Genomic DNA, 24,204 nt, shown 5'->3' with positions numbered 1-24,204 from the left:
GAAAAGACATCCGGAACACAGGGCTAGCCGCTGAAAGGTCCGCAGCTCTAAACCATCGTGATGGGAAACGCCTCCCAGGCAAGGGAGTGGACCCTGTCAGGGGACAATAAATGCGTGTGATGCGCAACCCCGCAGGCTTTGCCTTCGCGCTGAATGCCCTGATTTTTAAGGGGAGTGTGCGTTGGCCGCCTTGCCCGGCTGCCTTGCATCGTCTAACAGAATTCTATGGGAAAAGATCTTCTTCCGCCTGATGGTGGCGATAATATCGATCCGGTTGACCTGCGCAAGGCGCTCGAGGAGCGTTACCTTGCCTATGCCTTGTCGACCATCATGCACCGGGCCTTGCCGGATGTGCGCGACGGGCTGAAGCCCGTGCACCGCCGCATCATTCACGCCATGAGCGAGATGGGCGTGCGGCCGAATGCCGCCTACAAGAAATGCGCCCGTATCGTCGGCGACGTCATGGGTAAGTTTCACCCGCACGGCGACGCCTCGATCTATGATGCGCTGGTGCGTCTGTCGCAGGATTTTGCCCAGCGTTATCCGATGGTCGATGGTCAGGGCAATTTCGGCAATATCGATGGTGATAGCGCTGCAGCCATGCGTTACACCGAAGCGCGCATGACCGAGGTGGCGGCGCTGATGCTGGAAGGCATTGGCGAGGATGCAGTGGATTTCCGCCCGACCTATAACGAGGAGGACGATGAGCCGATCGTCCTGCCGGGTGCCTTTCCGAACCTTCTGGCCAATGGTGCCTCCGGCATTGCCGTCGGCATGGCGACGTCGATCGCGCCGCATAATGCACACGAACTGTGCGAGGCCGCGCTCTATCTGATCAAGCATCCCGACGCCGGTGTTGAAGACATCATGACGCTGCCCGGCCAGGAAGGGCCCAAGGCGCAGATGATCCAGGGCCCGGATTTCCCGACCGGCGGCATCATCGTCGAGAGCTTCGACAGCATGGTCGAAACCTATCGCACGGGGCGCGGCGGTTTCCGCGTGCGCGCCCGCTGGGAGAAGGAAGATCTCGGCCGCGGCAACTATCAGATCGTCGTCACCGAAATTCCCTATTCGGTGCAGAAATCGCGTCTGATCGAGAAGATTGCCGAGCTGCTGATCGCCAAGCGGCTGCCGCTTCTGGAAGATATTCAGGATGAATCGGCGGAAGATATCCGCGTCGTGCTGGTACCGAAGACGCGTACGGTCGATCCCGAGCTGCTGATGGAATCGCTGTTCAAGCTGACCGAGCTTGAAAGCCGGTTCTCGATGAACATGAACGTGCTGTCGCAGGGCAAGGTCCCGAAGGTCATGGGCCTTGTTGATGTGCTGCGTGAATGGCTCGGCCATCGCCGCGAGGTGCTGGTGCGTCGCTCGCGTCACCGGCTGGCAGCGATCGACCGTCGGCTGGAAATTCTCGGCGGCCTGCTCGTTGCCTATCTCAACCTCGATGAGGTGATCCGCATCATCCGCGAGGAGGACGAGCCCAAGGCCGTGATGATGGAGCGTTTCTCGATCACCGACGTCCAGGCCGAGGCTATCCTCAATATGCGGCTGAGGGCCCTGCGCAAGCTGGAGGAATTCGAAATCCGCAAGGAATTCGAGGGGCTGACGGCGGAGAAGGCGGAGATCGAGCAGCTGCTCGGATCGGATGAGAAACAGTGGCAGACGGTCGGCTGGGAAATCAGCGAGGTGAAGAAGACCTTCGCCAAGGCGACCGAGCTTGGCCGCCGCCGTTCGACCTTTGCCGATGCACCGGAAACAGACGAGGCTGCAATTCATCAGGCGATGATCGAGAAGGAGCCGATTACGGTCGTCATCTCGGAAAAGGGCTGGATCCGGGCGCTGAAGGGGCATGTCGACACGGCGGGTCTTTCCTTCAAGGAAGGCGATCAGCTGAAGCTTGCCTTCCCGGCGCAGACGACGGACAAGCTGGTGGTGCTGACCACGGGCGGCAAGGCCTTCACGCTCGGTGCCGACAAGCTTCCGGGTGGACGTGGCCATGGCGAGCCGCTGCGTATCATGGTCGACATGGAGGCCGATCAGGACGTGGTGACCGCCTTCGTCCATGAGGCTGGCCGCAAGCTGCTGCTGGCGTCAACGGAAGGGTCGGGCTTTGTCATCGAGGAAGACGGGATGATCGCCAATACCCGCAAGGGCAAGCAGGTGATGAACCTCTCGGCCAAGGCCGAGCTGAAACTTTCCACGCCCGTTTCCGGCGATCATGTTGCCGTCATCGGCGAGAACCGCAAGATGCTGGTCTTCCCGCTCACGCAGCTGCCGGAAATGGCTCGCGGCAAGGGCGTTCGCCTTCAGCGCTACAAGGATGGCGGTCTGTCGGATGCCAAGTGCTTTGCCATGGCGGAGGGGCTGAGCTGGAGCGACAGTGCGGGGCGGACCCATTCGCGTTCGAAGGACGAGCTGATCGAATGGATGGGCGACCGCGCCATGGCAGGCCGTATCGTGCCCAAGGGCTTCCCGCGCTCGAGCAAGTTCACCGGGTGAGATATCCGAAGCAGCAACAAGGTCCGCAGATTTGCGGGCCTCGGACTGCTGACAGAGTCATTCAGATTGCCTGATTGGGGTGAGATAGCTCTTCTCCGTCGTCATCCCCGTGCTCGTCACGGGGATCCAGGCTCTTTATGGCATTGGATAAAAAAGTCTTTCGCCGCGCGGACGCGCGTCGGCTGGATGCCTGTGGACCAAGCACAGGCATGACGTCAGAAAAAGGGACGAGGGTCGTCAGCAGCAACAAGGCCCGCAAATCTGCGGGCCTTTTCGTGTCTTGCTCAGACAAGAACCACTTCCGGGCCTTCCGGAACGCTGCGCACCAGGCCTTCGACCGTGCTGCCATGGCTGAGATCGCCGCCGGTGCCGCGTCCGAGCACGACATAGCGGGGCGCGAGCGCCTTCAGCTTCACGTCGATGGCCGGCACCAGATGGGCGGCGGCGGCTTCGATGACCTCTCCACTGGCGGCAAGGCCCCGTGTCTTGATGTCGGCAATGGCCGCATCGAGCAGGCGCAAGGCGTCCGCGCCTTTTTCGGCTGCTGCTGCGGTTCCATCCATCACCTCATAGGTGCGCACATGCAGCACGAACACGGGCAGGGCGTGGTTGCGTCCCAGTTCTGCAGCGCGGGCAAGAATGGCCTGATCCTGCGGCAGCCCGGCGATCGCGGCAACGACGCCGGCGCTGACCGGTGCCGGTGCCGGCGCGCTCTCGTCCTTTTCGGTGAGCGTCCGGCGGCGCAGATAAAGCACCAGGGACGATGCGATCGCGGCAATCACGGCAACGTAGAATGCCGAGGCCGTGCCGAAGCTTTCTGCCAGATGCGGAGCGGCGAAGGGGGCGATGACGCCGGCAAACCAGCGCACGAAGTTATAACCGGCCGAAGCGACCGGGCGCGGGCTGTCGGAGACGCCAAGGGCAAGCTCGGTGAAGACGGTGTTGCAGACCCCCATCAGCGCGCCGGAAAGAACGACGCAGAGCGCGATGATCTTGATCGGGCTATAGGCCATCACCAGCAGCAGCAGCGCAAAGATCAACAGGCAGCCGACGAGAATCTGAACGGTCGATAAGCGCGCCTGCAGGCGTGGAGCAACGATGACGGAGAAGATCGCCAGCAGAAGACCCCAGCCGAAGAAGATCAGACCAACCGCATGCGCCGACATGTCGAGCACGAAGGGCACGAAGGCCAGTACGGTGAAGAAGCCGTAATTGTAGAAGAATGCGGCGACGGCGGCAGTCAGCAGTCCGGCATGGCCGAGCGCGCGGATCGGCGCGGTGACCGAGATCTTGTGTGTGGGTTTCGGTTGCGCGGGCAGGAGGAAGAAGATCGCGATGAACCCGATTGCCATCAGGGTGGCCGTGCCGAAGAAGGGGTAGCGCCACGACATGCCGCCAAGGGCGGCGCCCAGAAGCGGGCCGGCGGAAATGCCAAGCCCGAGCGCCGCCTCATACATGAGGATCGCCGCACTCATGCCACCGCGTGACGATGCAACAATCACCGAAAGGGCCGTGACGACGAAAAAGGCATTGCCAAGTCCCCAGCCGGCGCGGAACAGAACCAGTTGGGCAACAGAATGGGACATGCCTGCAAGCGCCGAAAAGACGATGATCAGCGCGGCGCCAACCAGAAGGGTTTTCGGGCCGCCGATACGGCTGCTGAGCCAGCCGGTGAACAGCATCATCACCGAGGTAACAAGGAAGTAGCTGGTGAACAGAAGCGACACATCGGCGGGAGAGGCGTTCAGTCCCTTGGCGATGGAGGTGAGGATTGGGTCGACAAGCCCGATCGACATGAAGCCAACCACACAGGCAAAGGCGGTGGCCCAGACGGCTTTCGGCTGATCGAGGAAGTTGGGAGTTGCGTCATGCGCAGCCATGATGCGGTCTTTCACTATTGATGTAAGATACAAATAATGTATGATGCATATATAATTTAACGTGGCACTGCAACGGGATCTGCATCTTTAAGGCTGTGAAAAGCATTTATTCCGTGCATAAAGGCTCGAGGTCATCGAGCGACCGGGGATGGCGCCCGATGATCCTGATTCGCGCCTCTGGTGTAACGGGCTGGCAAATGATCGAATTCGTGTCGCCGGTAGCGCCTGAGTACGAAAAACAGGGAGATCATATGGTGAGCCAGCAAGCTGCTGAGGGGATCAGCGCACTGGAGCAGGAGGCCGCGGTTCTTGCGCGCCTTCTGGAGGCGCTTAATCGCAGGCGCAATTATCCGCTGGAGCGTTCGCATTATCTGTTGCTGTTGCAGCTGGCCGAAGGTCCGCGCAAGGTCGGGGTCCTGTCGAGGACGCTGGCGCTCGATGCAACGACGGTAACCCGTCAGGTGGCTGCCATGGAAGAGCGTGGCCTCGTGGTGCGAGAGGCCGACCCGGATGACCGGCGCAGCGTGCTGGTCGCCCGGACCAGGGACGGGGCCATTCTCGCGGAAAATATGCGCGAAACCAGGCTCCAGCGCATGGAGCGGTTGATGGCGGGATGGGATGGCGAGGATGTGGATCGCTTTGCCGATTACATGGCACGGTTCAATGCTGCGCTTTACGATCGCCTCGAGAACACGGAAGACGACGGTACGGAGCTGAAAGCATCCTGACCGCTCAGGCCTCCGGCACGTCCTGAAGATGCCGTCGGCGGCCCGCCTCTGCTGAGATGGCCGCCCGAACAGGCGGGCTGCGACTTGCCTTCACGATTGCCGGAATAAGGCTGGGGGCCAGAGCGCCGTGCGTGCTTTTGGACGCAGCAGGACGCTCTATCATATTGAATCTAGGCATCGTTCTTTTCGAAAATCGTTCCGATTTTCGAGCAGATGCACTAGTGGTCGCCGCCATTGCTGCTTCCCGTCTCGCTCGCTCCGGTCAGCCAGTTCACAAAGCGTTCTGCGGCCCGGTTCGGCCTTCGCGGGCGAAGCGCGACATAGGTCAGCCCCGACGGCAGAAAGCCGAACGGGGCGATCAGCCGGCCGGCCGCAAGATCGTCGCGAACCAGTATCTCAGGCGCGATCGCAACCCCGAGCCCGGCGGTTGCCGCTTCCAGCATGAAATAGAAATGTTCGAAGATGCGGCCATCGGCCGGTGGGGACAGGCCAAGCTGACGTCCCCAGTCCATCCACGCATGGGGTCGCGTTCTGGTCTGCAATGCCGGAAGATGCAGAAGCGCCTCGGCGTTTTCCAGTGTCATGTCGCCTGCAAGGCGCGGGCTGAGCACGGGGCCGGTTTCGTCGGGAAACAGCGGGTCGACGATGGCGTCGCCAAAGGGCGGCTTCAACACGCGGATGGCCACATCGAACCGGTGCCGGGAAAAGTCGACCGCAGCGTCATCGGCCGTCAGACGGATCTCGATGGTCGGGTGGCGTGTCTGGAAATCGACCAGCCGCGGTATGAGCCAGCGCATGGCTAGCGTGCTGGTGCAGGAAACGTCGAGGATCTGGCGATCACGCTGCATCGCCCGGGCGACGGCACGCTCAATGCTCTCGAAAGCCTCGCTGAGGACCGGCTGCAGGTCCAGTGCCGCCTGAGACGGTGTCAGCCGGTTACGGGGACCTTCAAAGAGCGCGACGCCGAGGATTGCCTCCAGTTGTCGAACCTGCCGGCTGACGGCGCTATGGGTGACGCCCAGCTCATCTGCCGCCAGCCCCATCTGGCCGTGGCGCATGGTGGCCTCGAAGGCGCGCAGAGCGTTGAGGGGAATCGTGCCGCGTTTCATGTGCGTTTTTCTCACATTGAATGCGAAGAATTGTCGTTTTTCAAAAAGAAATCAATGAGCGAAAAGACAGTATGAAATATTATCTCATTTTATGCGCGGTCTCCGGCGGCGCTGCTTTCTGGAAATAGCTGATGGAAACCTATGTCTTCGCGGCCGTGTTGCTGGCTGCGCTGCTTCACGCTGGCTGGAACTCTGTGGTCAAGGTCGGTCTGGACCGGTTCTCGACCATCCTGCTTCTGGCGCTGGTGCAGGCGGCGATTGCATTGCCGATCCTGCCTTTCGTTGAAAAGCCTGCACTGGCGTCGTGGGGCTTTATTGCCGCCGCTGCCCTGCTGCATACCGGTTACAAGCTGTTCCTGATCAGGGCCTATGCCTTTTCCGATCTAAGCCAGGCCTACCCGCTGGCGCGCGGAACGGCGCCGCTGATTGTGACGCTGGTATCGCTCACCTGCCTCGGGGTCGTCCTGTCTCCGGCAGCGCTGATGGCGATCGCGGTGATCTCTGCCGGGATCCTGCTGATGACGCTGAAGGGGGCCCGCGAAAACAGGATGGATCGCCGGGCGGTGTTCTACGCGCTGGGCACCGCGGGCTTTACCGCCAGCTATACGCTGGTGGACGGCACGGGCGCGCGGATTGCCGGAACGGCGACCGGCTTTATCCTGGCAATGGTGATCGTGGATGCGCTGATCATGGCCGTGGTTGCCGTATGCATCAAAGGACGCCGTGTCTTCTCGGCGGTGCTGCCCGCATGGAAGACCGGCATCGCCGCAGGGGCCATGTCTCTGGGAGCCTACTGGATTGTCGTCTGGGCCTTCACGGTCGCGCCGATCGCGCTCGTGGCGGCGCTCAGGGAAACGAGCATTCTGTTTGCGACGCTGATTGCCGCCTTTCTCCTCAATGAAAAGGTCAACCGCTGGCGTTGGCTGTCAGCGCTGCTGATTGCCGCCGGTGTCGTGGTGATGAAGGTTTAGGCGCGGCGGCCGCTCACCCCTTGTCGCCTGCGAGAATGGCGTCGATCATTCCCGGAAAGCGCTGATTGAGGTCGTCGCGGCGCAATGTCAGCAGCCGGCCGCGTCCGCAGGGCTCGTTGCGTACCACGCCCGATTCGCGCAGCACTTTCATCAGATGCGACTTGGTCGATTTCGGCATTTCCGGATCAGAGAGGAAGCACTGCGCCATTTCCAGCGGTCCCTCGCTCAGCTGGCGCACGATCTCCAGACGTTCGGGATCACTGAGAGCAAACAGCACCTGCGTCAGCACGATTTCGTCGGTGGCCGGATGCGGCAGTTCATGGACGTGTGAGGGCTTGGCATTCTTCATGGTTCGAATATAGTTGAACCGTCGTGTGATTGGTAGTAGGGAATAGTTCGAATATTTTCGAACTATTGGCGACATGTCTTCTGACGTCGCTGAGCATTCCGATGGAGCGACCATGTCGGATACAGTCTCGATTGCCTCTTCCGCCCGTGCCCGTGGCGGGTTCTGGGTCATGCTTGCCGGCAGTGCCATGATGATGGCGACGGCCAGTGCGCCATCCCCCTTCTATCCGTTGCTGAAACAGGAGCTCGGCTTTTCTTCAGCCATGATGACGGCGATCTTCGCCATCTATGCCGTATCCCTGTTGCTGACGCTGCTGATCGCCGGGGCGCTGTCCGATCATCTGGGGCGGAGGCCGGTGCTGTCTGCCGGTTTCTTCATTCTCGGCCTTTCTGCGCTGCTGTTCGGCACCGCGCACAGCGTTTCCATGCTGCTCGTGGCGCGCATCATTCAGGGCGTTGGCTGCGGGCTGCTGCTCGCAGCCTTGCCGGCCAGCATCGTTGATCTCGAGCCGCCGGACATGCCGGGCCTTGCCGCCATCTGCAATTCCGTCCTGCCTCTGGGCGGACTGGCGCTCGGTTCACTGGCGGCAGGCATCGTCATGGATTTCGGCGCAACGCCGAAATTCGATGTCTTCGGCGGCATCGTTTCCCTGTCGCTGCTTTTCGTCTTTTTCGTCTGGCTTCAGCCGGAAACGGCGCCGCGTCACGAGGGGCTCATGCAATCGCTGAAGCCCCGTCTTGGTGTTCCCGTTGCCGCCAGGGGTGCCTTCTGGCGCGGTGCGCCGGCCATCTTTGCCGGCTGGGCGACGGGCGGACTTTACCTTTCCCTTGGTCCGGCGATCGTTTCCGGCATTTTCGGCCGTACGGATTTCGTGCTGCAGGGGCTGGTTGTGACGCTGATGGCCGGTGCCGGAGCGGGGGCAACGCTTCTGGCGACGCGCCATGCGCCGCGCCGGGCAACGCTTGCCGGGGCATCGGCGCTGGCGATCGGAACCATCGTCACCCTGGTCGGCATCGGGCTCCACTGGTTCGCCCTCTACCTTCTGGCGCTCGCCGTTGGCGGTGCCGGCTTCGGCGCCTGCTTCTACGGGCTGATCCGGACCCTCGCGCCGCTTGCCGGACCAGATGAGCGCAGCGAGCTGTTCGCGTCGCTCTTTACGCTCAGCTATATCGCCTTCGGGGTTCCGGTCGTGGCCGCGGGCCTTGCCCTGCCATTTCTGGGGCTTCAGCAGACGGTCATGCTCTATGGCCTCACAATTGCCGTCATGGCCGCCGCCGCTGCGCTGTTCCGCAAATATGGAACGCAAGACTGACAATCGGGCGGGCGCTGCCACCGGCGGCGCTCGCTTGCCTTTTGATGCCAACTGTCTGCGACTTAGTCTTCCAGATCTGCGTCCGGATCTGCGCGTTCCCAGCCGTGGCCGGTCAGGTGCTCCTGCGGCAGGAACCGCTTCTTGTAATCCATCTTGCGCGATCCCTTCACCCAGTAGCCGAGATAGACATAGGGAAGGCCGGCTTCCTCGGCGCGGCGAATATGGTCGAGGATCATGAAGCTGCCGAGCGAGCGCTTTTCATATGCCGGGTTGAAGAAGGAGTAGACCATGGAGAGCCCGTCGATCATCACGTCGGTCAGCGCCACGGCGACAAGCTCGCCGGGGTCCTCCAGAGCGCCCGAACGGACGCGATATTCAATCACCCGCGTCTCGACATGGGTTTCCTCCACCATCACCGAATAGTCGCCGATCGACATGTCGGCCATGCCGCCCTGCTGGTGACGGCTGTCGAGATAGGTGCGGAACAGGTCATATTGTTCGAGGCTGGCGCGGGCCGGAAGCTCCGTTCCGGCCAGATCGGCATTGCGGGCTATGGTGCGCTTCATGCTGCGATGCGGCGTGAACGCGCTGGCGATGATGCGCACGGATACACAGGCGCGGCAGTTTTCGCAGGCGGGCCGATAGGCGATATTCTGCGAGCGCCGGAAACCGCCCTGGGTCAGAAGGTCATTCATCTCGGCGGCACGCGGTCCGACCAGATGGGTAAAGACCTTCCGTTCGCGCTCCTTCTCCAGATAGGGACATTGCGCGGGGGCAGTCAGATAGAATTGTGGTGACTGCGTGGTCTGAGTGTTCATATTCAGCCTACCGGATGGTCACGCCAGGTTCAGTTTGATCTCACGAGCCGGGCAGCGCCAGATGGCGAACCGGTTCATGGATCTAGCATGGCCTAAACCGGAAAAAGGTCAACTGCTGAGGTCAAGCCCGTCAGATATTTGCAGGGTCTGTCTGAAAAACGTCAGAACTGCTCGCTGCGGACCATCACCGCGCCGACGAGGAAATCATGCAGCAGGCGCTTGCGGCTGGTGAATATGCCGACGATCAGCACCAGCGGCGTCAGAAGCGAGTTGAAGATCCAGAACAGCGCCAGATGCACGACCGCCGTCAGGAAATCCATCGGCATGCCGTCGGTGCGGACGATCTTCAGCCCCATGGCGCGCATGCCGGGCGAGGCCTGGGCCGGACCGCCCATCGTCATGCCGAAATAGAAGATGGCGACGATGAAATAGAGGATCGGATAGAGCAGGAAGCCGAGGCCGAAGGTGGCGATGCCGACGAAGAACACGATCACGGCGGCAGGGATCCAGAGCAGGGCGATGACGATGTAATCGACCAGGAAAGCGAAGATCCGCCGCGACAGAACGCCGGAATAGGCGCGCCAGTCGGTCGGTGCATAAAGGCTGGTGTCTCTGTCAAGGCTCATGGCAGACCTCTTTGGGGCTTTCGTTGTGCCGCAACCCAGAAAGGCTGCAGGCGTCAGGCCCATGCATTTGGGGGCGCTGGCCCCCAGCTGCAATGGTTTGTCGCGCAATATCAGGCTTTCGCAAGCTTTTTGGCGGCATCGACAGCGAAATAGGTCAGGATTCCGTCACAGCCGGCACGTTTGAAGGCGAGCAGGGTTTCCATCATCACCCGGTCCCCATCAATCAGCCCGCGTTCCGCGGCGACCTTTTGCATCGCATATTCGCCGGAGACTTGATAGGCGAAAACCGGCAGGGAAAAGGCTTCCTTCAGCCGCCAGCAGATATCGAGATAGGGCAGGCCGGGCTTGACCATCAGCATATCGGCGCCTTCCTCCACATCGAGCGCCGCATCGCGGATCGCTTCGGTGCCGTTGGCCGGATCGACGTAATAGGTCGCCTTGTCGCCTTTCAGAAGGCCGCTGGTGGAGATCGCCTCGCGATAGGGGCCATAATAGCCCGAGGAGAACTTCGTCGCGTAAGACATGATGCCGACATCCTGGAAACCATGCGCATCCAGTCCCTCGCGGATGGCACCGATACGGCCATCCATCATTTCGGAGGGGGCGATGATATCCGATCCTGCTTCTGCCTGCGCAATCGCTGCCTTGACCACATGTTCCACCGTCTCGTCATTGACGATGATTCCGTCGCGCAGGATCCCGTCATGGCCGTGGCTGGTGAAGGGGTCGAGCGCCACATCGGTGATCATGCCGATTTCGGGAACGGCTTTTTTGACGGCGCGCGTCGCCTGATTGATCAGATTGTCGGGATTGAGAATTTCCGATCCGGTCTGGTCCCGTTTCTCCATCTCGATATTGGGGAAGGTCGCAAGGGCTGGAATGCCAAGATCTGCGGCCATGCGTGCAGCCTCGACAAGGCGGTCGACGCTCATCCGTTCCACGCCCGGCATGGCCGGGATCGGTTCGCTGATATTCGTGCCCGGCACGATGAAGACCGGCCAGATCAGGTCATCAACGCGCAGCTGGTTTTCCCGTACCATGCGCCGTTGCCAGTCGGCCTTGCGGATCCGGCGCATGCGGCGGTGTCCGGTAATCCTGTCGACGATATGGGTCTTGTCTTCATTGCTATTCATTCTGGGCCTCGGCTCTCGTCTCGTCAGTTGACGGATGTCAGGCGGTTTAGCACCAAGCCTTTCACGATAAAATGATCGAATTGTCTCACCAGCGCAAAAGCTGTCTTCTGTTAGGCCGGGATTCGGCTATAAGAACGGTCATGGAAACGGATCGCAGCACGACTTATCGTTCAAGTTTTTCGCAGGGTTTTTTTCTGCTGTTCCAGCGGGGAGTGGCCTTCTACCTGATCATATTGGCACTTGGCTGCTGGGCCGCGCTGATCGGCCTTTCGCATGGCGGCGCCGGACGTTTTGATGTGGTTCACCCCGATGTCCGCTTCGTCGAAGCGATCCTGGCTGTCTGTTTTCCGGTGGCCGCACTGGGCCTCTGGTTCGGCGTTGGCTGGGGGGCCGTGATCTGGTTCATCGGCGCGGGAATCCAGATCGTCTCCCATGGTGCCTATCCGCGTATTTTCGGTGAAGCGCCGTTTATCGTCGCTCTTCATATCCTCCTGATTCTGGTCTATATGGCGCTCTGGATTTACCGGATGTTCATTCGCTGGCACTAAGGTGGCGTGTGGTTGGCCTTGCCTTTCGACGACCCGTTGCCGACAACAATTGGCCATATTGCTGTGAAAGGGCATAGGGTAAAAGGTCCAAGACCGTTTCCGATGTCCGAATGTGGCGCTTTGCGCTCTCGGCTTTTCCTCTTTTGAGCTGGATTGAGATGACTGAGAAGAACAGAAGCGAATTTTCGAAGAAGCGCCTTTCGCGACGCGCCTTCGTGACGGCAGCTGCGGCTGGTGCATTGGCAATGCCCGCACTGGCGCGGGCTCAAACGGCTGTCGATGCGCTGATCAATGCGCAGGGCCGTGGCAACTGGGATGACCAGTTCGATGCCGCCAATACGCGCGCTCAGGCCGTCGTGACATCGAACCAGCCCATTCTCGGCCCCAACGCCGCGATCAACCAGACCCAGGCGATCGGCGAATATCAGCAGATCGTCGCCAATGGCGGCTGGACCGAGGTTCATCCCAACGTACCACTGCAGTTCGGCGTCACGGATCCTTCCGTGCAGCAGCTGCGCAAGCGCCTGATTACGTCCGGCGACCTGCAGGCCTCCGCCGGCATGTCGAACTCCTATGACAGCTATGTTCAGGGGGCCGTGCGCCATTTCCAGGCCCGCCATGGCCTGCCGGAAACCGGCTATATCGACGAATACACGCTGAAGGCGCTCAATGTCAGCGCCGATGTCCGGCTCAACCAGCTTGAGACCAATCTGGCGCGCATCGAGGATCTGGGAACCGATCTCGGCCAGCGCTACGTTCTGGTCAACATTCCGGCAGCCTATGCCGAAGCGGTTGAAAATAACGTGGTCGCCCTGCGCAATACGGCGATTGTCGGCCGGCCGACGCGCGCGACGCCGATTCTCAATTCCAAGATCTTCGAGATCATCTTCAATCCGCCCTGGACTGTTCCGCGCTCGATCATCCAGAAGGATATCATGCCGCTGATGCAGAAGGATCCGAACTATCTGACGGATCAGAAGATCCATCTTTACGACAACAAGGGCCGGGAAGTTGATCCGATGACGATCGACTGGAACGCTGAAAAGGCGCCGAACCTGACCTTCCGTCAGGATCCGGGCCCCAACAGCGCGATGGCCTCGACCAAGATCAACTTCCACAACAAGTATTCAGTCTACATGCATGACACGCCGACGCAGAGCCTGTTCAATGACTTTGTCCGGTTCGAATCATCCGGTTGCGTGCGCATTGAGAATGTCCGTGACCTTGATGTCTGGCTGCTGAAGGATACGCCCGGCTGGGATCGTACCCATATCGAGGAAACCATTCGCAGCGGCATTTCAACGCCGGTCAAGCTGGAACAGGAAGTGCCGAACCATTTCGTCTATATAACGGCCTGGTCGGCGCGCGATGGCGTGGTTCAGTTCCGCGACGACATCTATAACCTTGATGGCGCGCCGGAACTGGCGCTGCAGACCACGACGGGTGTTGAATAAGCCGCGCGAAACGAAGATTCGCGAATAAGATGTTGAATGCCGCCTGCGGACTTATACCGCAGGCGGCTTTGTTCTATTGCACGTTAGGTCGGCGGGCGTTAAAACGCCTTCCGCCCGCAACCCGCTCAGGAGCCTCATGCGATGACAAATCAGACAGGTTTTACCGAAACATTCTTTAACCGTTCACTCGCCGATACCGATCCGGAGATCTTTGGCGCGATCGGTAAGGAACTCGGTCGTCAGCGTCATGAGATTGAGCTGATCGCTTCGGAGAATATCGTTTCGCGCGCCGTTCTCGAGGCTCAGGGCTCGATCATGACCAACAAATATGCAGAGGGCTATCCGGGCAAGCGTTACTATGGCGGCTGTCAGTTCGTCGATATTGCCGAAGAATTGGCCATTGAACGCGCCAAGAAGCTGTTTGGCGTCGAATTCGTCAATGTTCAGCCGAATTCCGGTTCGCAGATGAACCAGGCGGTATTCCTCGCGCTTCTGCAGCCGGGTGATACCTTCATGGGTCTCGATCTCAATTCGGGCGGCCACCTGACCCATGGTTCGCCGGTCAACATGTCCGGCAAATGGTTCAACGTTGTCTCCTATGGCGTCACCCGCGACACCAATCTGATCGACATGGACGAAGTTGCCGAAAAGGCGCGCAAGGAAAAGCCGAAGCTGATCATTGCCGGCGGTACCGCCTATTCGCGCATCTGGGACTGGGAGAAGTTCCGCGCCATCGCCGATGAGGTCGGTGCCTATCTGATGGTTGATATGGCCCATATTGCCGGCCTCGTCGCCGGTGGCCAGCATCCCTCGCCGTGCCCGCATGCCCATGTCGTTACCACGACGACGCACAAATCGCTGCGCGGTCCGCGCGGTGGCATGGTGCTGACCAATGACGCAGACATTGCCAAGAAGATCAATTCGGCCGTCTTCCCGGGTCTGCAGGGCGGTCCGCTGATGCATGTCATCGCCGCCAAGGCCGTGGCGCTCGGCGAAGCGCTGCAGCCGGAATTTAAGGATTATGCCGCTCAGGTCGTCAAGAATGCACGTGCACTGGCCGGTGCGCTGATGGATGGCGGCCTTGATGTCGTTTCCGGCGGCACGGACAATCACTCGATGCTGGTCGATCTGCGCAAGAAGAACGCCACCGGCAAGCGCGCCGAACAGGCGCTCGGCCGCGCCTACATCACCTGCAACAAGAACGGCATTCCCTTCGACCCCGAAAAGCCCTTCGTCACCTCCGGTGTTCGCCTCGGCACGCCGGCCGGCACGACGCGCGGCTTCAAGGAAGAGGATTTTGCCGAGATCGGCCGCCTGATCGTCGAAGTCCTCGACGGACTGAAGGAAGCCAATTCCGATGAAGGCAATGCCGCCGTCGAAGCTGCCGTACGCACGAAGGTCGTGTCGCTGACCGATCGCTTCCCGATGTATGGCTATCTCGGCTGATGCGTTGCCCCTTCTGCAATTCGCCTGACACGCAGGTCAAGGATTCGCGGCCGGCGGAGGATAATACCTCCATCCGCCGGCGGCGGGTCTGCCCGGATTGCGGCGGGCGCTTCACCACCTTCGAGCGGGTACAGCTGCGCGATCTCGTGGTGATCAAGAAAAATGGCCGCAAGGTCGCCTTTGACCGCGACAAGCTGGTCCGTTCCTTCGAGATCGCGCTTCGAAAGCGCCCGGTTGAACGTGAGCGGATCGAGCGCGCGGTTTCAGGCATCGTGCGGCGCATGGAAAGCTCGGGCGAGAGCGAGATCCGCTCCGAGGAGATCGGGCTCCTGGTGCTTGAAGCGCTGAAAAGCCTGGACGATGTCGCTTTTGTCCGCTTTGCCTCTGTCTACCGGGATTTCTCGACGACAGAGGATTTCGAGAAGATCATTTCCGAATTTTCGGCGAAAATCGGCCGCGATACGGATACAGACGGCGCCTGACGTGCAAAGTGACTTGCGAAGCGGGCCGGTTCATGGTTTAGCGGCGCATCCGAAGAACCCGGGAAATTTTGATCGCAGCCCTGAAGGGCATGCGAGGTGGAACATGCAAAACGAGAAAACAGCAAACCAGCGCGGTGCGGCAAGGCTTGCCGCCGTTCAGGCCCTCTACCAGATGGATGTCGGCGGAACGTCGCTGTCCGAGGTTCTGAGCGAATATGAAGCCTATCGCCTTGGTCAGGAAATCGACGGCGACACCTATCTCAAGGCGGATGCATCCTGGTTCCGGTTTCTGGTCGCAGGCGTCGTGCGCGAGCAGAAGGTGCTGGACCCGCTGATTGCCGGCGCACTGGCCGATGGCTGGACGCTTTCGCGTCTCGACAGCACGCTGCGTGCAATCCTGCGCTGCGGTGTCTTCGAGCTGAAGGATCGCAAGGATGTGCCGGTTGCCGTGATCGTCACCGAATATGTCGAGATCGCGGTTGCCTTTTTCGAGGGCGAGGAGAGCAAGCTGGTTCATGCTGTGCTCGACCGTCTGGCGCGCAAGCTGCGTGAGGAGAAGAAGGGCTGAAGCCTGCAAGGCGGTCTTTCTAAATCGATTTGCAATTTTCCGGGGCGCTTTGCTTTATCGCAAAGCGCCCCGTGCTTTTTCATCCCTCTACTGTTGCCACTTGACGCCTTACCAAGCTGACCGCACTCTCATCGTGGTCCGCCATGGGCAGGGAGGACAGACGACAGTCTGCAAGATGGCCAGGCGGCAATGACGATCCGGCATATCCGGATCGGACGGCATCATTCAGCAGAACCGGAATTGTCTGAAAGCACCGGTGAAGCCGTAGAGGGAAGGAAAACGGGAAATGATGATATTACTCGCAGTAATAATCTGCGGCCTTATATCCATTGTCTATGCCTTGTGGGCGATACGCTCAGTCATGGTGGCGGATCAGGGCTCGCCGCGCATGCAGGAAATCGCGGGCTTCATCCGCGAAGGCGCTCAGGCCTATCTGACGCGCCAGTATACGACGATTGCCATTGTCGGGGTTGTCGTCTTTGTGCTGGCATGGCTGCTGCTGTCGCTGACGGCGGCGATCGGCTTTGTCATCGGTGCTGTCCTGTCGGGAGCGGCCGGGTTTATTGGCATGCATGTTTCCGTTCGCGCCAATGTGCGCACCGCCCAGGCGGCATCGCACAGCCTTCCCGCAGGGCTTGATATCGCCTTCAAGTCGGGTGCCATCACCGGCATGCTGGTTGCTGGCCTGGCGCTGCTTGGCGTTTCTGTCTACTTCTTCATTCTGACGGTTATTCTTGGTTATGATCCCGGCGACCGCATGGTCATCGATGCGCTGGTTGCGCTCGGTTTCGGTGCATCGCTGATTTCGGTCTTTGCCCGTCTTGGCGGCGGCATCTTCACCAAGGGGGCAGATGTCGGCGGCGATCTGGTCGGCAAGGTGGAAGCCGGTATTCCCGAAGATGATCCGCGCAATCCGGCAACGATCGCCGACAATGTCGGTGACAATGTCGGCGACTGCGCCGGCATGGCGGCCGACCTTTTCGAAACCTATGCGGTTTCGGTTGTCGCGACCATGGTTCTGGCGGCGATCTTCTTTGGCGGGACGGCCATTCTGTCAAGTGTCATGCTGCTGCCGCTGGCCATCTGCGCGGTCTGCATCTTGACGTCGATTGCCGGAACATTCTTCGTCAAGCTCGGTGCAAACGGCTCGATCATGGGCGCGCTTTACCGCGGTCTGATCGTCACCGGCCTTCTGTCGATTATCGGTCTGGCCATTGCCGTTCTGGCAACGGTCGGCTTCGGCAGCCTCGGAGAGGTCGCCGGCCGCGATATCACCGGCCTTAACCTGTTCCTCTGCGGCATTGTCGGTCTGATCGTCACCGCACTGATCGTGGTCATCACCGAATATTACACCGGCACGGGCAAGCGTCCGGTCACCTCGATCGCCCAGGCTTCGGTGTCCGGTCATGGCACCAACGTCATTCAGGGCCTTGCGGTCTCGCTTGAAGCAACGGCGCTGCCGGCGCTCGTCATCTGCGGCGGCATCATCGCCACCTACCAGCTGGCGGGGCTGTTTGGCACCGGTATTGCCGTTACCGCCATGCTCGGCCTTGCCGGCATGATCGTCGCGCTCGATGCTTTCGGCCCCGTGACGGATAATGCCGGCGGCATTGCCGAAATGGCCGGACTGCCTCCGGAAGTGCGCAAGTCCACCGATGCGCTGGATGCCGTCGGCAACACGACCAAGGCCGTGACCAAGGGCTATGCCATCGGTTCGGCCGGTCTTGGCGCTCTGGTGCTGTTTGCCGCCTATTCCAACGATCTGAGCTATTTTGCCGCCAATGGCGACAAATATCCCTTCTTCGCCGGGATCGGCGATATCTCCTTCTCGCTGTCAAACCCCTATGTCGTGGCAGGGCTGATCTTTGGTGGTCTGATCCCCTATCTGTTCGGCGGTATCGCGATGACGGCCGTCGGCCGGGCGGCGAGTGCCGTGGTGGAGGAAGTGCGCAAGCAGTTCCGCGAAAAGCCCGGCATCATGGAAGGCAAGGATCGTCCGGATTATGGCCGTGCGGTTGATATGCTGACCCGGGCGGCAATCCGCGAGATGATTATTCCCTCGCTGCTGCCGGTTCTGGCACCGCTGGTCGTCTTTTTTGGCGTCTGGGCGCTGTCGGGGTCCAAGGCCTCGGCCTTCGCAGCCCTCGGTGCCTCGCTGCTGGGCGTGATCGTCAACGGCCTGTTCGTTGCCATCTCGATGACCTCGGGTGGTGGCGCATGGGACAATGCCAAGAAGAGCTTCGAGGACGGTTTCGTTGACAAGGATGGCGTCCGCCACGTCAAGGGATCAGAAGCGCACAAGGCTTCGGTCACGGGGGATACCGTCGGCGACCCCTACAAGGATACGGCCGGTCCGGCCGTCAATCCGGCGATCAAGATCACCAATATCGTCGCGTTGCTGCTGCTTGCAATTCTCGCATGAAAACGGCGCCGGTCCGAAAGGGCCGGCGTTCCGTGCAGCCTCGGAACAGAGAAAGGCCCGGTCGCATGCGACCGGGCCTTTCTTGAATTCGCGTTGTGGCAGCGCCCTTACTTGATGGCGCTGTTGCCTGCAGCCGTATCGAAGAAGTTCCGGGCTGAATTCTTGCCCGAACCCGACAGGATCTGCTGGATGAAGGTCAGGTCCTTGCCGCCGGTCGGCGTCGTGTCGGATACCATATCGACAACATGGCCGTCCTGCAGGGTGTAACGGGCGACCTTTTCGACACGGCCGTCCGAGCCGAAATAGACCGCAAGAATTTCCTGCGAGATCAGGCGCGGCTTCTGGAAGGCGTAGGTCCGCTGCTTCTGCTGCGAGATATAGTAGAACACTTCGTTATCGAAGGTTGCCGTTGTGGAGGGCTGGCCAAGCGTCAAAAGCACCTGCTCGCGGCTTGAGCCCTGCTTGATCAGCTGCAGCATCTGCTCATCGACCACATATCCCTGATACAGCGTCTGGGTGGTCGAGCATCCCGCTGCGGCGAGGGTCAGGCCGATCACCGCACCTGCAACTGCCAGACGAACCGGTTTCGCTCCAAAGCTCCTGCGACGAGTTTCCAAGAAACACTCCCTGTTACAAATCTCTTGTCTGGCCAATAATCTAACGGCCCGTTGGTCAATTTTCGCGTATCCATGGCGGATGACCGTCCGCTCATGGGATCACCTGCCAAAGCTCCTACATTCGAGGTTGCGAGAATTTAGACCGCAAATTACCATCGAATGAGTTTTGCAAGCGTTCCGGACGCCGTCAATCTATCTTGTCTAGATGACATTGCCGACTGCGAAATGCTTGGGTAAACCAGCTTGCGTCCGGATGCAATGCAAAGCGTGTCGGCGACGGCCTCGATTGCGGATCAAGAAGAAATATGGCGATGGGTATTTTTGGTTCTAGGCGCAACAACAAGGTGATTGTCGACCGCCAGTATGGCGTGATTACGGCGACGACACGGATGCCGTGTTTCTATGTGGAATATAGTGTACCGGATACGGTGATGGGCCGTTTCGAGATGCTGTCGGTGGTGATGATTCTGTTTTTGCGCCGCACGGCGAAGTCCGGCGCCGCCGGCAAGGAAATCGCCCAGGCCATCGTCGATGCCTTTTTCATGGATGTCGACTATTCGATTCGCGAACTGGGGGTCGGTGATAATTCGGTGCCGAAGCGCATGAAAAAACTGGCCGGAATGTTTTACGGCAGGCTCGAACGCTATGCCCAGGCGCTTGAGGCGCGTGACCTCTCCCAGCTTTCGCGCGCGCTGCAGTTCAATTTTTACTCGGAAAAATCCGATCCGCCTGATATGGGCGAGCTGGCGCGCTGGATGCTGGAAAATACGGATCATCTGGAGCGGCTGGACGAAATTGTCGTGGAGACAGGGCTTGTGAGCTTCCTTGTCCCTGAACATCTGGAGACGGGCCGTGCCCATTGAGAATGCCGAAAGTGCCATTGACGGCTTTACTTCCCCCTTCGCCGCAGCCCGCGCGTCGGGCAAGGTCAAGCATGTTCATATCGAAGCTGATGCTGCCGGCCGTGCCGCGCTCGCGGATGTTTTTGACGTGGTCTCGGTCGAAAGTGCCGTCGCCGATCTTGAGGTGACGCTGTGGCGCAAGGAAGGGCTGCGGGTGCGCGGGCGGGTCTCGGCGCGTCTGACCCAGGCCTGCAGTGTCACGCTTGAGCCGATTGCGGCGCGTGTTGACGAAGAGGTCGACATGACTTTCCTGCCGGAGGGCTCCCGCCAGATCAAGCGCGACTTCAGCGAAGACGGCGCGCTGCTGGTCGATCCGGACGGTCCGGATGCACCGGAAGTCTTTGCCGGTGGCGAGATTGATCTGGCAGCCGTTGCGATCGAGGCGATCGCGCTCGGTATCGACCCTTATCCGCGCAAGGAAGGCGTCGGATTTGAGCCATCGCAGGAAGAGGAAGAGGTGCCCGCCGAGGATGAGGACATCAAGGAATCACCCTTCGCCGCGCTGAAGGATTGGAAGCGCGAGCCGTAAAGGGCTTGGCGATGCGCGAGCAAGGGGATAATGAAAAACCTTTCTGAGGTATCAGGCACAACTTTTCCTGAGGACTTGAGAGGAATTCACAAAACTGCCAAATATTTGGTGCCGAAACCAATGTGCAGGCAGAATGATCGTAAAATGGCCGGCTGTGGTTGTTTCGCAGGGTAAAAAGGGTAATTTGACCCGGCTTCATCTGAAGCAAGGTAATGGGATTCAAGAACGCGTGATCAAGATTTCGATAGATGTCATGGGCGGCGATGTCGGGGCCAAGGTGGCAATTGGCGGCGCCGCGAAAGCGTTGCAGCGCCATCCCGATATCAGCTATCAGCTTTATGGCAAACAGGATGAGATCGAAGCCTTGCTGGAGGCTCATCCCAAGCTGAAAGAACACTCAACCGTTCACAATTGCGACGTTGCGGTCGGCATGGATGAGAAACCAAGCCAGGCCTTGCGGCGTGGACGGAATGTTTCAAGCATGTGGCAGGCAATACAGGCTGTGCGTGACAACGAGGCTGATGTTGCCGTTTCTGCTGGCAATACCGGCGCCCTCATGGCCATGGCGGTGTTCTGCCTCAAGACATTGCCCGAGATCGACCGGCCGGCCATCGCCGGCATCTGGCCGACCACGCGGGGGGAGAGCATCGTCCTCGATATCGGTGCAACGATTGGTGCGGATGCGAAGCAGCTGCTCGATTTTGCACTGATGGGTGGCGCGATGGCGCGCGCGCTCTTTGAAATCAAGCGGCCGACCGTTGGACTCATCAATGTCGGCGTTGAGGAGATTAAGGGCGTCGAAGAGGTCAAGAAGGCCGGCCAGCTGCTGCGCGAGGCCAATGTCGAAAATCTCGCCTATGAAGGCTTCGTCGAGGGAAATGATCTCGGCAAGGGAACCGTCGATGTCTTTGTTGTCGAAGGTTTCACCGGCAATATCGCACTGAAGACGGCCGAGGGCACAGCCCGGCAGATTGCCGATTTCCTGCGCATGGCGATGTCGCGGACGCTGATGTCACGCATCGGTTATCTGTTTGCGCGGGCGGCCTTTGCCATGCTTCGCGACAAGCTCGATCCGCGCAAGATCAATGGCGGCGTCTTTCTTGGTCTGAACGGCATTGTCATCAAAAGCCATGGCGGCACGGATGCAGAGGGTTTTTCCGCTGCCGTCGAAGTGGCCTATGACATGGTGAAAAACGGCCTGACCGCAAAAATCCAACAGGATCTCAGTGAATACCACGCCAAGCATGAACCGCCGCGCGGACCTGAAGCTGCACTTGGCTAGCCCATCAGCCGAGAGGCATATCGGCTGATCCGGTTGCCTGGGGGCGGGGGCTGATGTGTTGCTATTCACGATCGTTTTTTCCGGTTGCACACCCTTAAGATGTGATCGGTGGAAGTTTAGTTTTACGTTTGTAACGAAAAGTGCGTTGTGAAATCCGTCCCGGCAGGGATAAGAGAAACGCGTTCGACGGACCAGGGTTCGATGGGCGCATTAGTATCAAGTAAGACGCAGCCTGCAGGACGCGAGCCACGCTTTCCAGATGGTCTGTCGATAGGGAGTAAGAATGATCCGTTCTGTTGTGTGTGGGGTCGGGTCGGCGCTGCCGAAGCGGGTAGTTACCAATGCCGAGCTTGAGATGCTTGTCGACACTTCCGACGCCTGGATTCAGCAGCGGACGGGCATTTGCCAGAGATATATTGCTGGTGCCGATGAAACCACGGCTTCGCTTGGTGAGGCTGCCGCGCGTGCAGCCCTTGCGGATGCAGGTTTGACGCCTGATGATCTGGATCTGATCATCGTTGCGACATCGACGCCGGATAATACCTTTCCAGCAACGGCCGTGAATATTCAGAGCCGTCTGGGCATGCATCATGGTTTCGCCTTTGACATGCAGGCTGTCTGTTCCGGCTTCGTCTACGCCGTGACGACGGCCGACAGCTTCATCCGGGCCGGGCGCGCCAGACGTGTTATGGTGATTGGCGCGGAAACCTTCTCGCGGCTTCTCGACTGGACCGATCGCACGACCTGCGTGCTGTTCGGTGATGGTGCCGGTGCCGTGATCTTTGAGGCGGTTGAGGAAGAGCAGGCCGAAGGCCGCGGCATTATCGCCACCAGCCTGCGTGCTGACGGTTCTCACTGTGAAAAACTTTATGTCGACGGCGGCGTATCATCGACCGGCACGATCGGTCATCTGCGCATGGAGGGCCGGGAGGTCTTCAAGCATGCTGTCGGCATGATCACCGATGTCATCGAGGCCGCTTTCGCAGAAGCGAACATCACGGCGGATGAACTCGACTGGCTTGTGCCGCATCAGGCCAATCGCCGCATCATCGAAGGCTCTGCCAAAAAGCTTGGTATTCCGCTGGAAAAGGTTGTCATCACGGTCAACCGTCATGCCAACACGTCGGCAGCATCGATTCCATTGGCGCTAGCGTCGGCAGTGGCGGACGGAAAGATTCGCAAGAATGACCATGTCATGCTGGAAGCTATGGGCGGCGGCTTCACCTGGGGCGCAGTATTGTTGCGTTGGTGAACGGATTGCGGCCTTTGCTGGCAACCATTGACTTGACCGCGTGCGCAGACGCAAATAGTCTTCGCGGACGGGGAATTTTTCAATCAATAGGATGCGGGAATGCCTGGCAAAACTGTGACGCGTGCGGATCTGGCTGAGTCAGTTTTCCGAAAGGTCGGACTCTCGAGGACGGAGTCGGCTGAACTGGTCGAAATGGTCATTGACGAAATTTGTGACGCGATCGTGCGCGGCGAAACCGTCAAGCTTTCATCCTTTGCGACTTTCCAAGTGCGCGACAAGAACGAACGCATAGGCCGCAATCCGAAGACCGGCGAGGAAGTTCCGATTTCGCCGCGGCGCGTCATGACCTTCAAGGCTTCCAACGTCCTCAAGCAGAAGATCCTGAAATCGCATCTTGGACGCAAGGCCAAGGCAGCGCGTGACGCGTCCTGATCTTTTCGCGCGGTTGCGGCATGTCAGCCTTGTCACTGGCAGCGAATCTCGTTGAAATAATGACATTACACGCGCATCAGGAGCTGATTCATGGACAAGAGCCCGGAAGCCTTCAGAACCATCTCGGAAGTCGCCGAGGAGCTTGATCTGCCCCAGCATGTGCTGCGGTTCTGGGAGACCCGCTTCACGCAGGTGAAGCCGATGAAGCGCGGCGGCGGGCGTCGTTACTACCGTCCCGAAGATGTCGAATTGCTGCAGGGTATCCGGCATCTGCTCTACGATCACGGCTATACGATCAAGGGTGTGCAGAAATTGCTGCGCACCAATGGCAATAAATTCGTCACCGCCGTCGGAACCGGGGATGCCGAGGTTCTGCAGGCGCTTTCAGGCGCCGGTCAGGACGATGGCCATGGCGGCAGCGACCAGACATCGATGTTCGATGACGAGCAGATCGTCGGGCGGCCGAAGAAATCGGCGGGACGGCGCTTTTTCGGCCGTGGTGATGACAGCGGCAAGTTGTCGCCGGCGAGCGGTCGCGGCAAGGCCGATGACAACCTGCTGCAGGAAGTCCTTTACGACCTGCTGGAGTGCAAGCGCCTGCTGGATCAGGTGCGCTAGTTTCAGTCCGGTTGATTCTCTCCCTTTGACCGCCGTCTTGCGGAACGGTTGAGGTTTGCGGCTGCTCGGTCCGTTGCCGCGCTGAAAGATGAAAGCAACAAAATTGCCAACGCGCTGCAGGCTTCTGTGGCGCGTTTTTCCATTGCTCCCAGCTGCGATGATTCGACGCTTTGCAGTGCAATATCCGCGGTTGCAAAATGTTCCTTTAATGCGTTCTGTTGGTG

Annotated in this window: 23 protein-coding genes; 16 read left to right on the top strand and 7 right to left on the bottom strand. The window is 59.8% G+C overall.

Features of this window, described 5'->3' with window-relative positions; genetic code table 11:
• The first annotated feature begins 225 nt into the window (after nt 1–225).
• Nucleotides 226–2,502, top strand: a complete 2,277-nt coding sequence (gene parC / locus HCK86_RS14675; RefSeq protein WP_176085226.1) for a DNA topoisomerase IV subunit A — start codon at nt 226–228, stop codon at nt 2,500–2,502.
• 284 nt (nt 2,503–2,786) lie between these two features.
• Here parC and HCK86_RS14670 read toward each other — a convergent pair whose 3' ends face one another.
• A complete protein-coding gene (locus HCK86_RS14670) occupies nt 2,787–4,382 on the bottom strand; it encodes an MFS transporter (RefSeq protein ID WP_176085225.1) in 1,596 nt (531 codons plus the stop codon).
• Between the two features lie 251 nt (nt 4,383–4,633).
• On the opposite strand from HCK86_RS14670, the gene HCK86_RS14665 reads away from it, so the two are divergent.
• Nucleotides 4,634–5,110, top strand: a complete 477-nt coding sequence (locus HCK86_RS14665) for a MarR family transcriptional regulator (RefSeq protein ID WP_176085224.1) — start codon at nt 4,634–4,636, stop codon at nt 5,108–5,110.
• Between the two features lie 218 nt (nt 5,111–5,328).
• On the opposite strand, the gene HCK86_RS14660 is transcribed toward HCK86_RS14665, so the two are convergent.
• The gene (locus tag HCK86_RS14660; RefSeq protein WP_176085223.1) at nt 5,329–6,219 is read right to left on the bottom strand and encodes a LysR family transcriptional regulator; all 891 of its coding nucleotides are present in this window, start codon (nt 6,217–6,219) and stop codon (nt 5,329–5,331) included.
• 131 nt (nt 6,220–6,350) lie between these two features.
• Between HCK86_RS14660 and HCK86_RS14655 the strand changes: the two genes are divergently transcribed.
• Nucleotides 6,351–7,190, top strand: coding sequence for a DMT family transporter (locus HCK86_RS14655; RefSeq protein WP_176085222.1), 840 nt, complete (start codon nt 6,351–6,353; stop codon nt 7,188–7,190).
• A gap of 13 nt (nt 7,191–7,203) precedes the next feature.
• Here the strand turns inward: HCK86_RS14655 and HCK86_RS14650 are convergent, their stop codons facing one another.
• Nucleotides 7,204–7,539, bottom strand: coding sequence for an ArsR family transcriptional regulator (locus tag HCK86_RS14650; RefSeq protein ID WP_176085221.1), 336 nt, complete (start codon nt 7,537–7,539; stop codon nt 7,204–7,206).
• A gap of 112 nt (nt 7,540–7,651) precedes the next feature.
• Between HCK86_RS14650 and HCK86_RS14645 the strand changes: the two genes are divergently transcribed.
• Complete coding sequence (locus HCK86_RS14645) at nt 7,652–8,851, top strand: MFS transporter (RefSeq protein WP_176085220.1); 1,200 nt, start codon at nt 7,652–7,654, stop codon at nt 8,849–8,851.
• 62 nt (nt 8,852–8,913) lie between these two features.
• Here HCK86_RS14645 and HCK86_RS14640 read toward each other — a convergent pair whose 3' ends face one another.
• The 3 genes from HCK86_RS14640 to hemB form a co-directional block, all read right to left on the bottom strand.
• Complete coding sequence (locus HCK86_RS14640) at nt 8,914–9,669, bottom strand: arginyltransferase (protein WP_176085219.1); 756 nt, start codon at nt 9,667–9,669, stop codon at nt 8,914–8,916.
• Between the two features lie 161 nt (nt 9,670–9,830).
• The gene (locus HCK86_RS14635; protein ID WP_176085218.1) at nt 9,831–10,295 is read right to left on the bottom strand and encodes an RDD family protein; all 465 of its coding nucleotides are present in this window, start codon (nt 10,293–10,295) and stop codon (nt 9,831–9,833) included.
• Between the two features lie 110 nt (nt 10,296–10,405).
• Nucleotides 10,406–11,428 carry a porphobilinogen synthase gene (gene hemB / locus HCK86_RS14630; RefSeq protein WP_176085217.1) on the bottom strand — a complete coding sequence of 341 codons (1,023 nt, stop codon included), beginning with the start codon at nt 11,426–11,428 and terminating at the stop codon, nt 10,406–10,408.
• Between the two features lie 140 nt (nt 11,429–11,568).
• Here hemB and HCK86_RS14625 point away from each other — a divergent pair, with 140 nt between their 5' ends.
• The 6 genes from HCK86_RS14625 (at nt 11,569) to HCK86_RS14600 (ending at nt 18,348) form a co-directional block, all read left to right on the top strand.
• The gene (locus HCK86_RS14625) at nt 11,569–11,976 is read left to right on the top strand and encodes a DUF6163 family protein (RefSeq protein WP_176085216.1); all 408 of its coding nucleotides are present in this window, start codon (nt 11,569–11,571) and stop codon (nt 11,974–11,976) included.
• A gap of 158 nt (nt 11,977–12,134) precedes the next feature.
• On the top strand, nt 12,135–13,430 hold the full coding sequence (locus HCK86_RS14620; protein ID WP_176085215.1) for a L,D-transpeptidase family protein: 1,296 nt from the start codon (nt 12,135–12,137) through the stop codon (nt 13,428–13,430).
• A gap of 141 nt (nt 13,431–13,571) precedes the next feature.
• Nucleotides 13,572–14,876 (top strand): serine hydroxymethyltransferase, encoded by a 1,305-nt coding sequence (gene glyA, locus HCK86_RS14615; protein ID WP_176085214.1) that lies wholly within the window; start codon nt 13,572–13,574, stop codon nt 14,874–14,876.
• The gene (gene nrdR, locus HCK86_RS14610) at nt 14,876–15,358 is read left to right on the top strand and encodes a transcriptional regulator NrdR (RefSeq protein ID WP_176085213.1); all 483 of its coding nucleotides are present in this window, start codon (nt 14,876–14,878) and stop codon (nt 15,356–15,358) included. Before glyA ends, nrdR begins: the two co-directional genes overlap by 1 nt.
• 103 nt (nt 15,359–15,461) lie before the next feature.
• Complete coding sequence (nusB, locus tag HCK86_RS14605; protein ID WP_176085212.1) at nt 15,462–15,926, top strand: transcription antitermination factor NusB; 465 nt, start codon at nt 15,462–15,464, stop codon at nt 15,924–15,926.
• Between the two features lie 286 nt (nt 15,927–16,212).
• Nucleotides 16,213–18,348: a sodium-translocating pyrophosphatase gene (locus HCK86_RS14600; protein WP_176085211.1), complete on the top strand. Its 2,136-nt coding sequence runs from the start codon at nt 16,213–16,215 to the stop codon at nt 18,346–18,348.
• Between the two features lie 107 nt (nt 18,349–18,455).
• On the opposite strand, the gene HCK86_RS14595 is transcribed toward HCK86_RS14600, so the two are convergent.
• Nucleotides 18,456–18,923, bottom strand: coding sequence for an outer membrane protein assembly factor BamE (locus HCK86_RS14595; protein WP_246739627.1), 468 nt, complete (start codon nt 18,921–18,923; stop codon nt 18,456–18,458).
• A gap of 347 nt (nt 18,924–19,270) precedes the next feature.
• Here HCK86_RS14595 and HCK86_RS14590 point away from each other — a divergent pair, with 347 nt between their 5' ends.
• From HCK86_RS14590 to HCK86_RS14565, 6 genes are all read left to right on the top strand, one after another.
• Nucleotides 19,271–19,828: a ubiquinol-cytochrome C chaperone family protein gene (locus tag HCK86_RS14590; protein WP_176085209.1), complete on the top strand. Its 558-nt coding sequence runs from the start codon at nt 19,271–19,273 to the stop codon at nt 19,826–19,828.
• Complete coding sequence (locus HCK86_RS14585) at nt 19,818–20,396, top strand: DUF177 domain-containing protein (protein ID WP_176085208.1); 579 nt, start codon at nt 19,818–19,820, stop codon at nt 20,394–20,396. Before HCK86_RS14590 ends, HCK86_RS14585 begins: the two co-directional genes overlap by 11 nt.
• Nucleotides 20,397–20,625: 229 nt before the next feature.
• A complete protein-coding gene (gene plsX, locus HCK86_RS14580) occupies nt 20,626–21,678 on the top strand; it encodes a phosphate acyltransferase PlsX (RefSeq protein WP_176085207.1) in 1,053 nt (350 codons plus the stop codon).
• Between the two features lie 283 nt (nt 21,679–21,961).
• Nucleotides 21,962–22,930, top strand: a complete 969-nt coding sequence (locus HCK86_RS14575) for a beta-ketoacyl-ACP synthase III (protein WP_176085206.1) — start codon at nt 21,962–21,964, stop codon at nt 22,928–22,930.
• 99 nt (nt 22,931–23,029) lie between these two features.
• Entirely contained in the window at nt 23,030–23,362 is a 333-nt protein-coding gene (locus HCK86_RS14570; RefSeq protein WP_141150543.1) for an integration host factor subunit alpha, read from the top strand.
• A gap of 90 nt (nt 23,363–23,452) precedes the next feature.
• Nucleotides 23,453–23,980, top strand: a complete 528-nt coding sequence (locus HCK86_RS14565) for a MerR family transcriptional regulator (RefSeq protein ID WP_176085205.1) — start codon at nt 23,453–23,455, stop codon at nt 23,978–23,980.
• Nucleotides 23,981–24,204: the final 224 nt, after the last annotated feature.

Origin of the sequence: Martelella sp. HB161492 (genome assembly GCF_013184775.1) — a bacterium.
In the GTDB taxonomy this organism is placed as follows: domain Bacteria; phylum Pseudomonadota; class Alphaproteobacteria; order Rhizobiales; family Rhizobiaceae; genus Martelella.
This window is presented reverse-complemented; position numbering and strand designations above follow the sequence as displayed.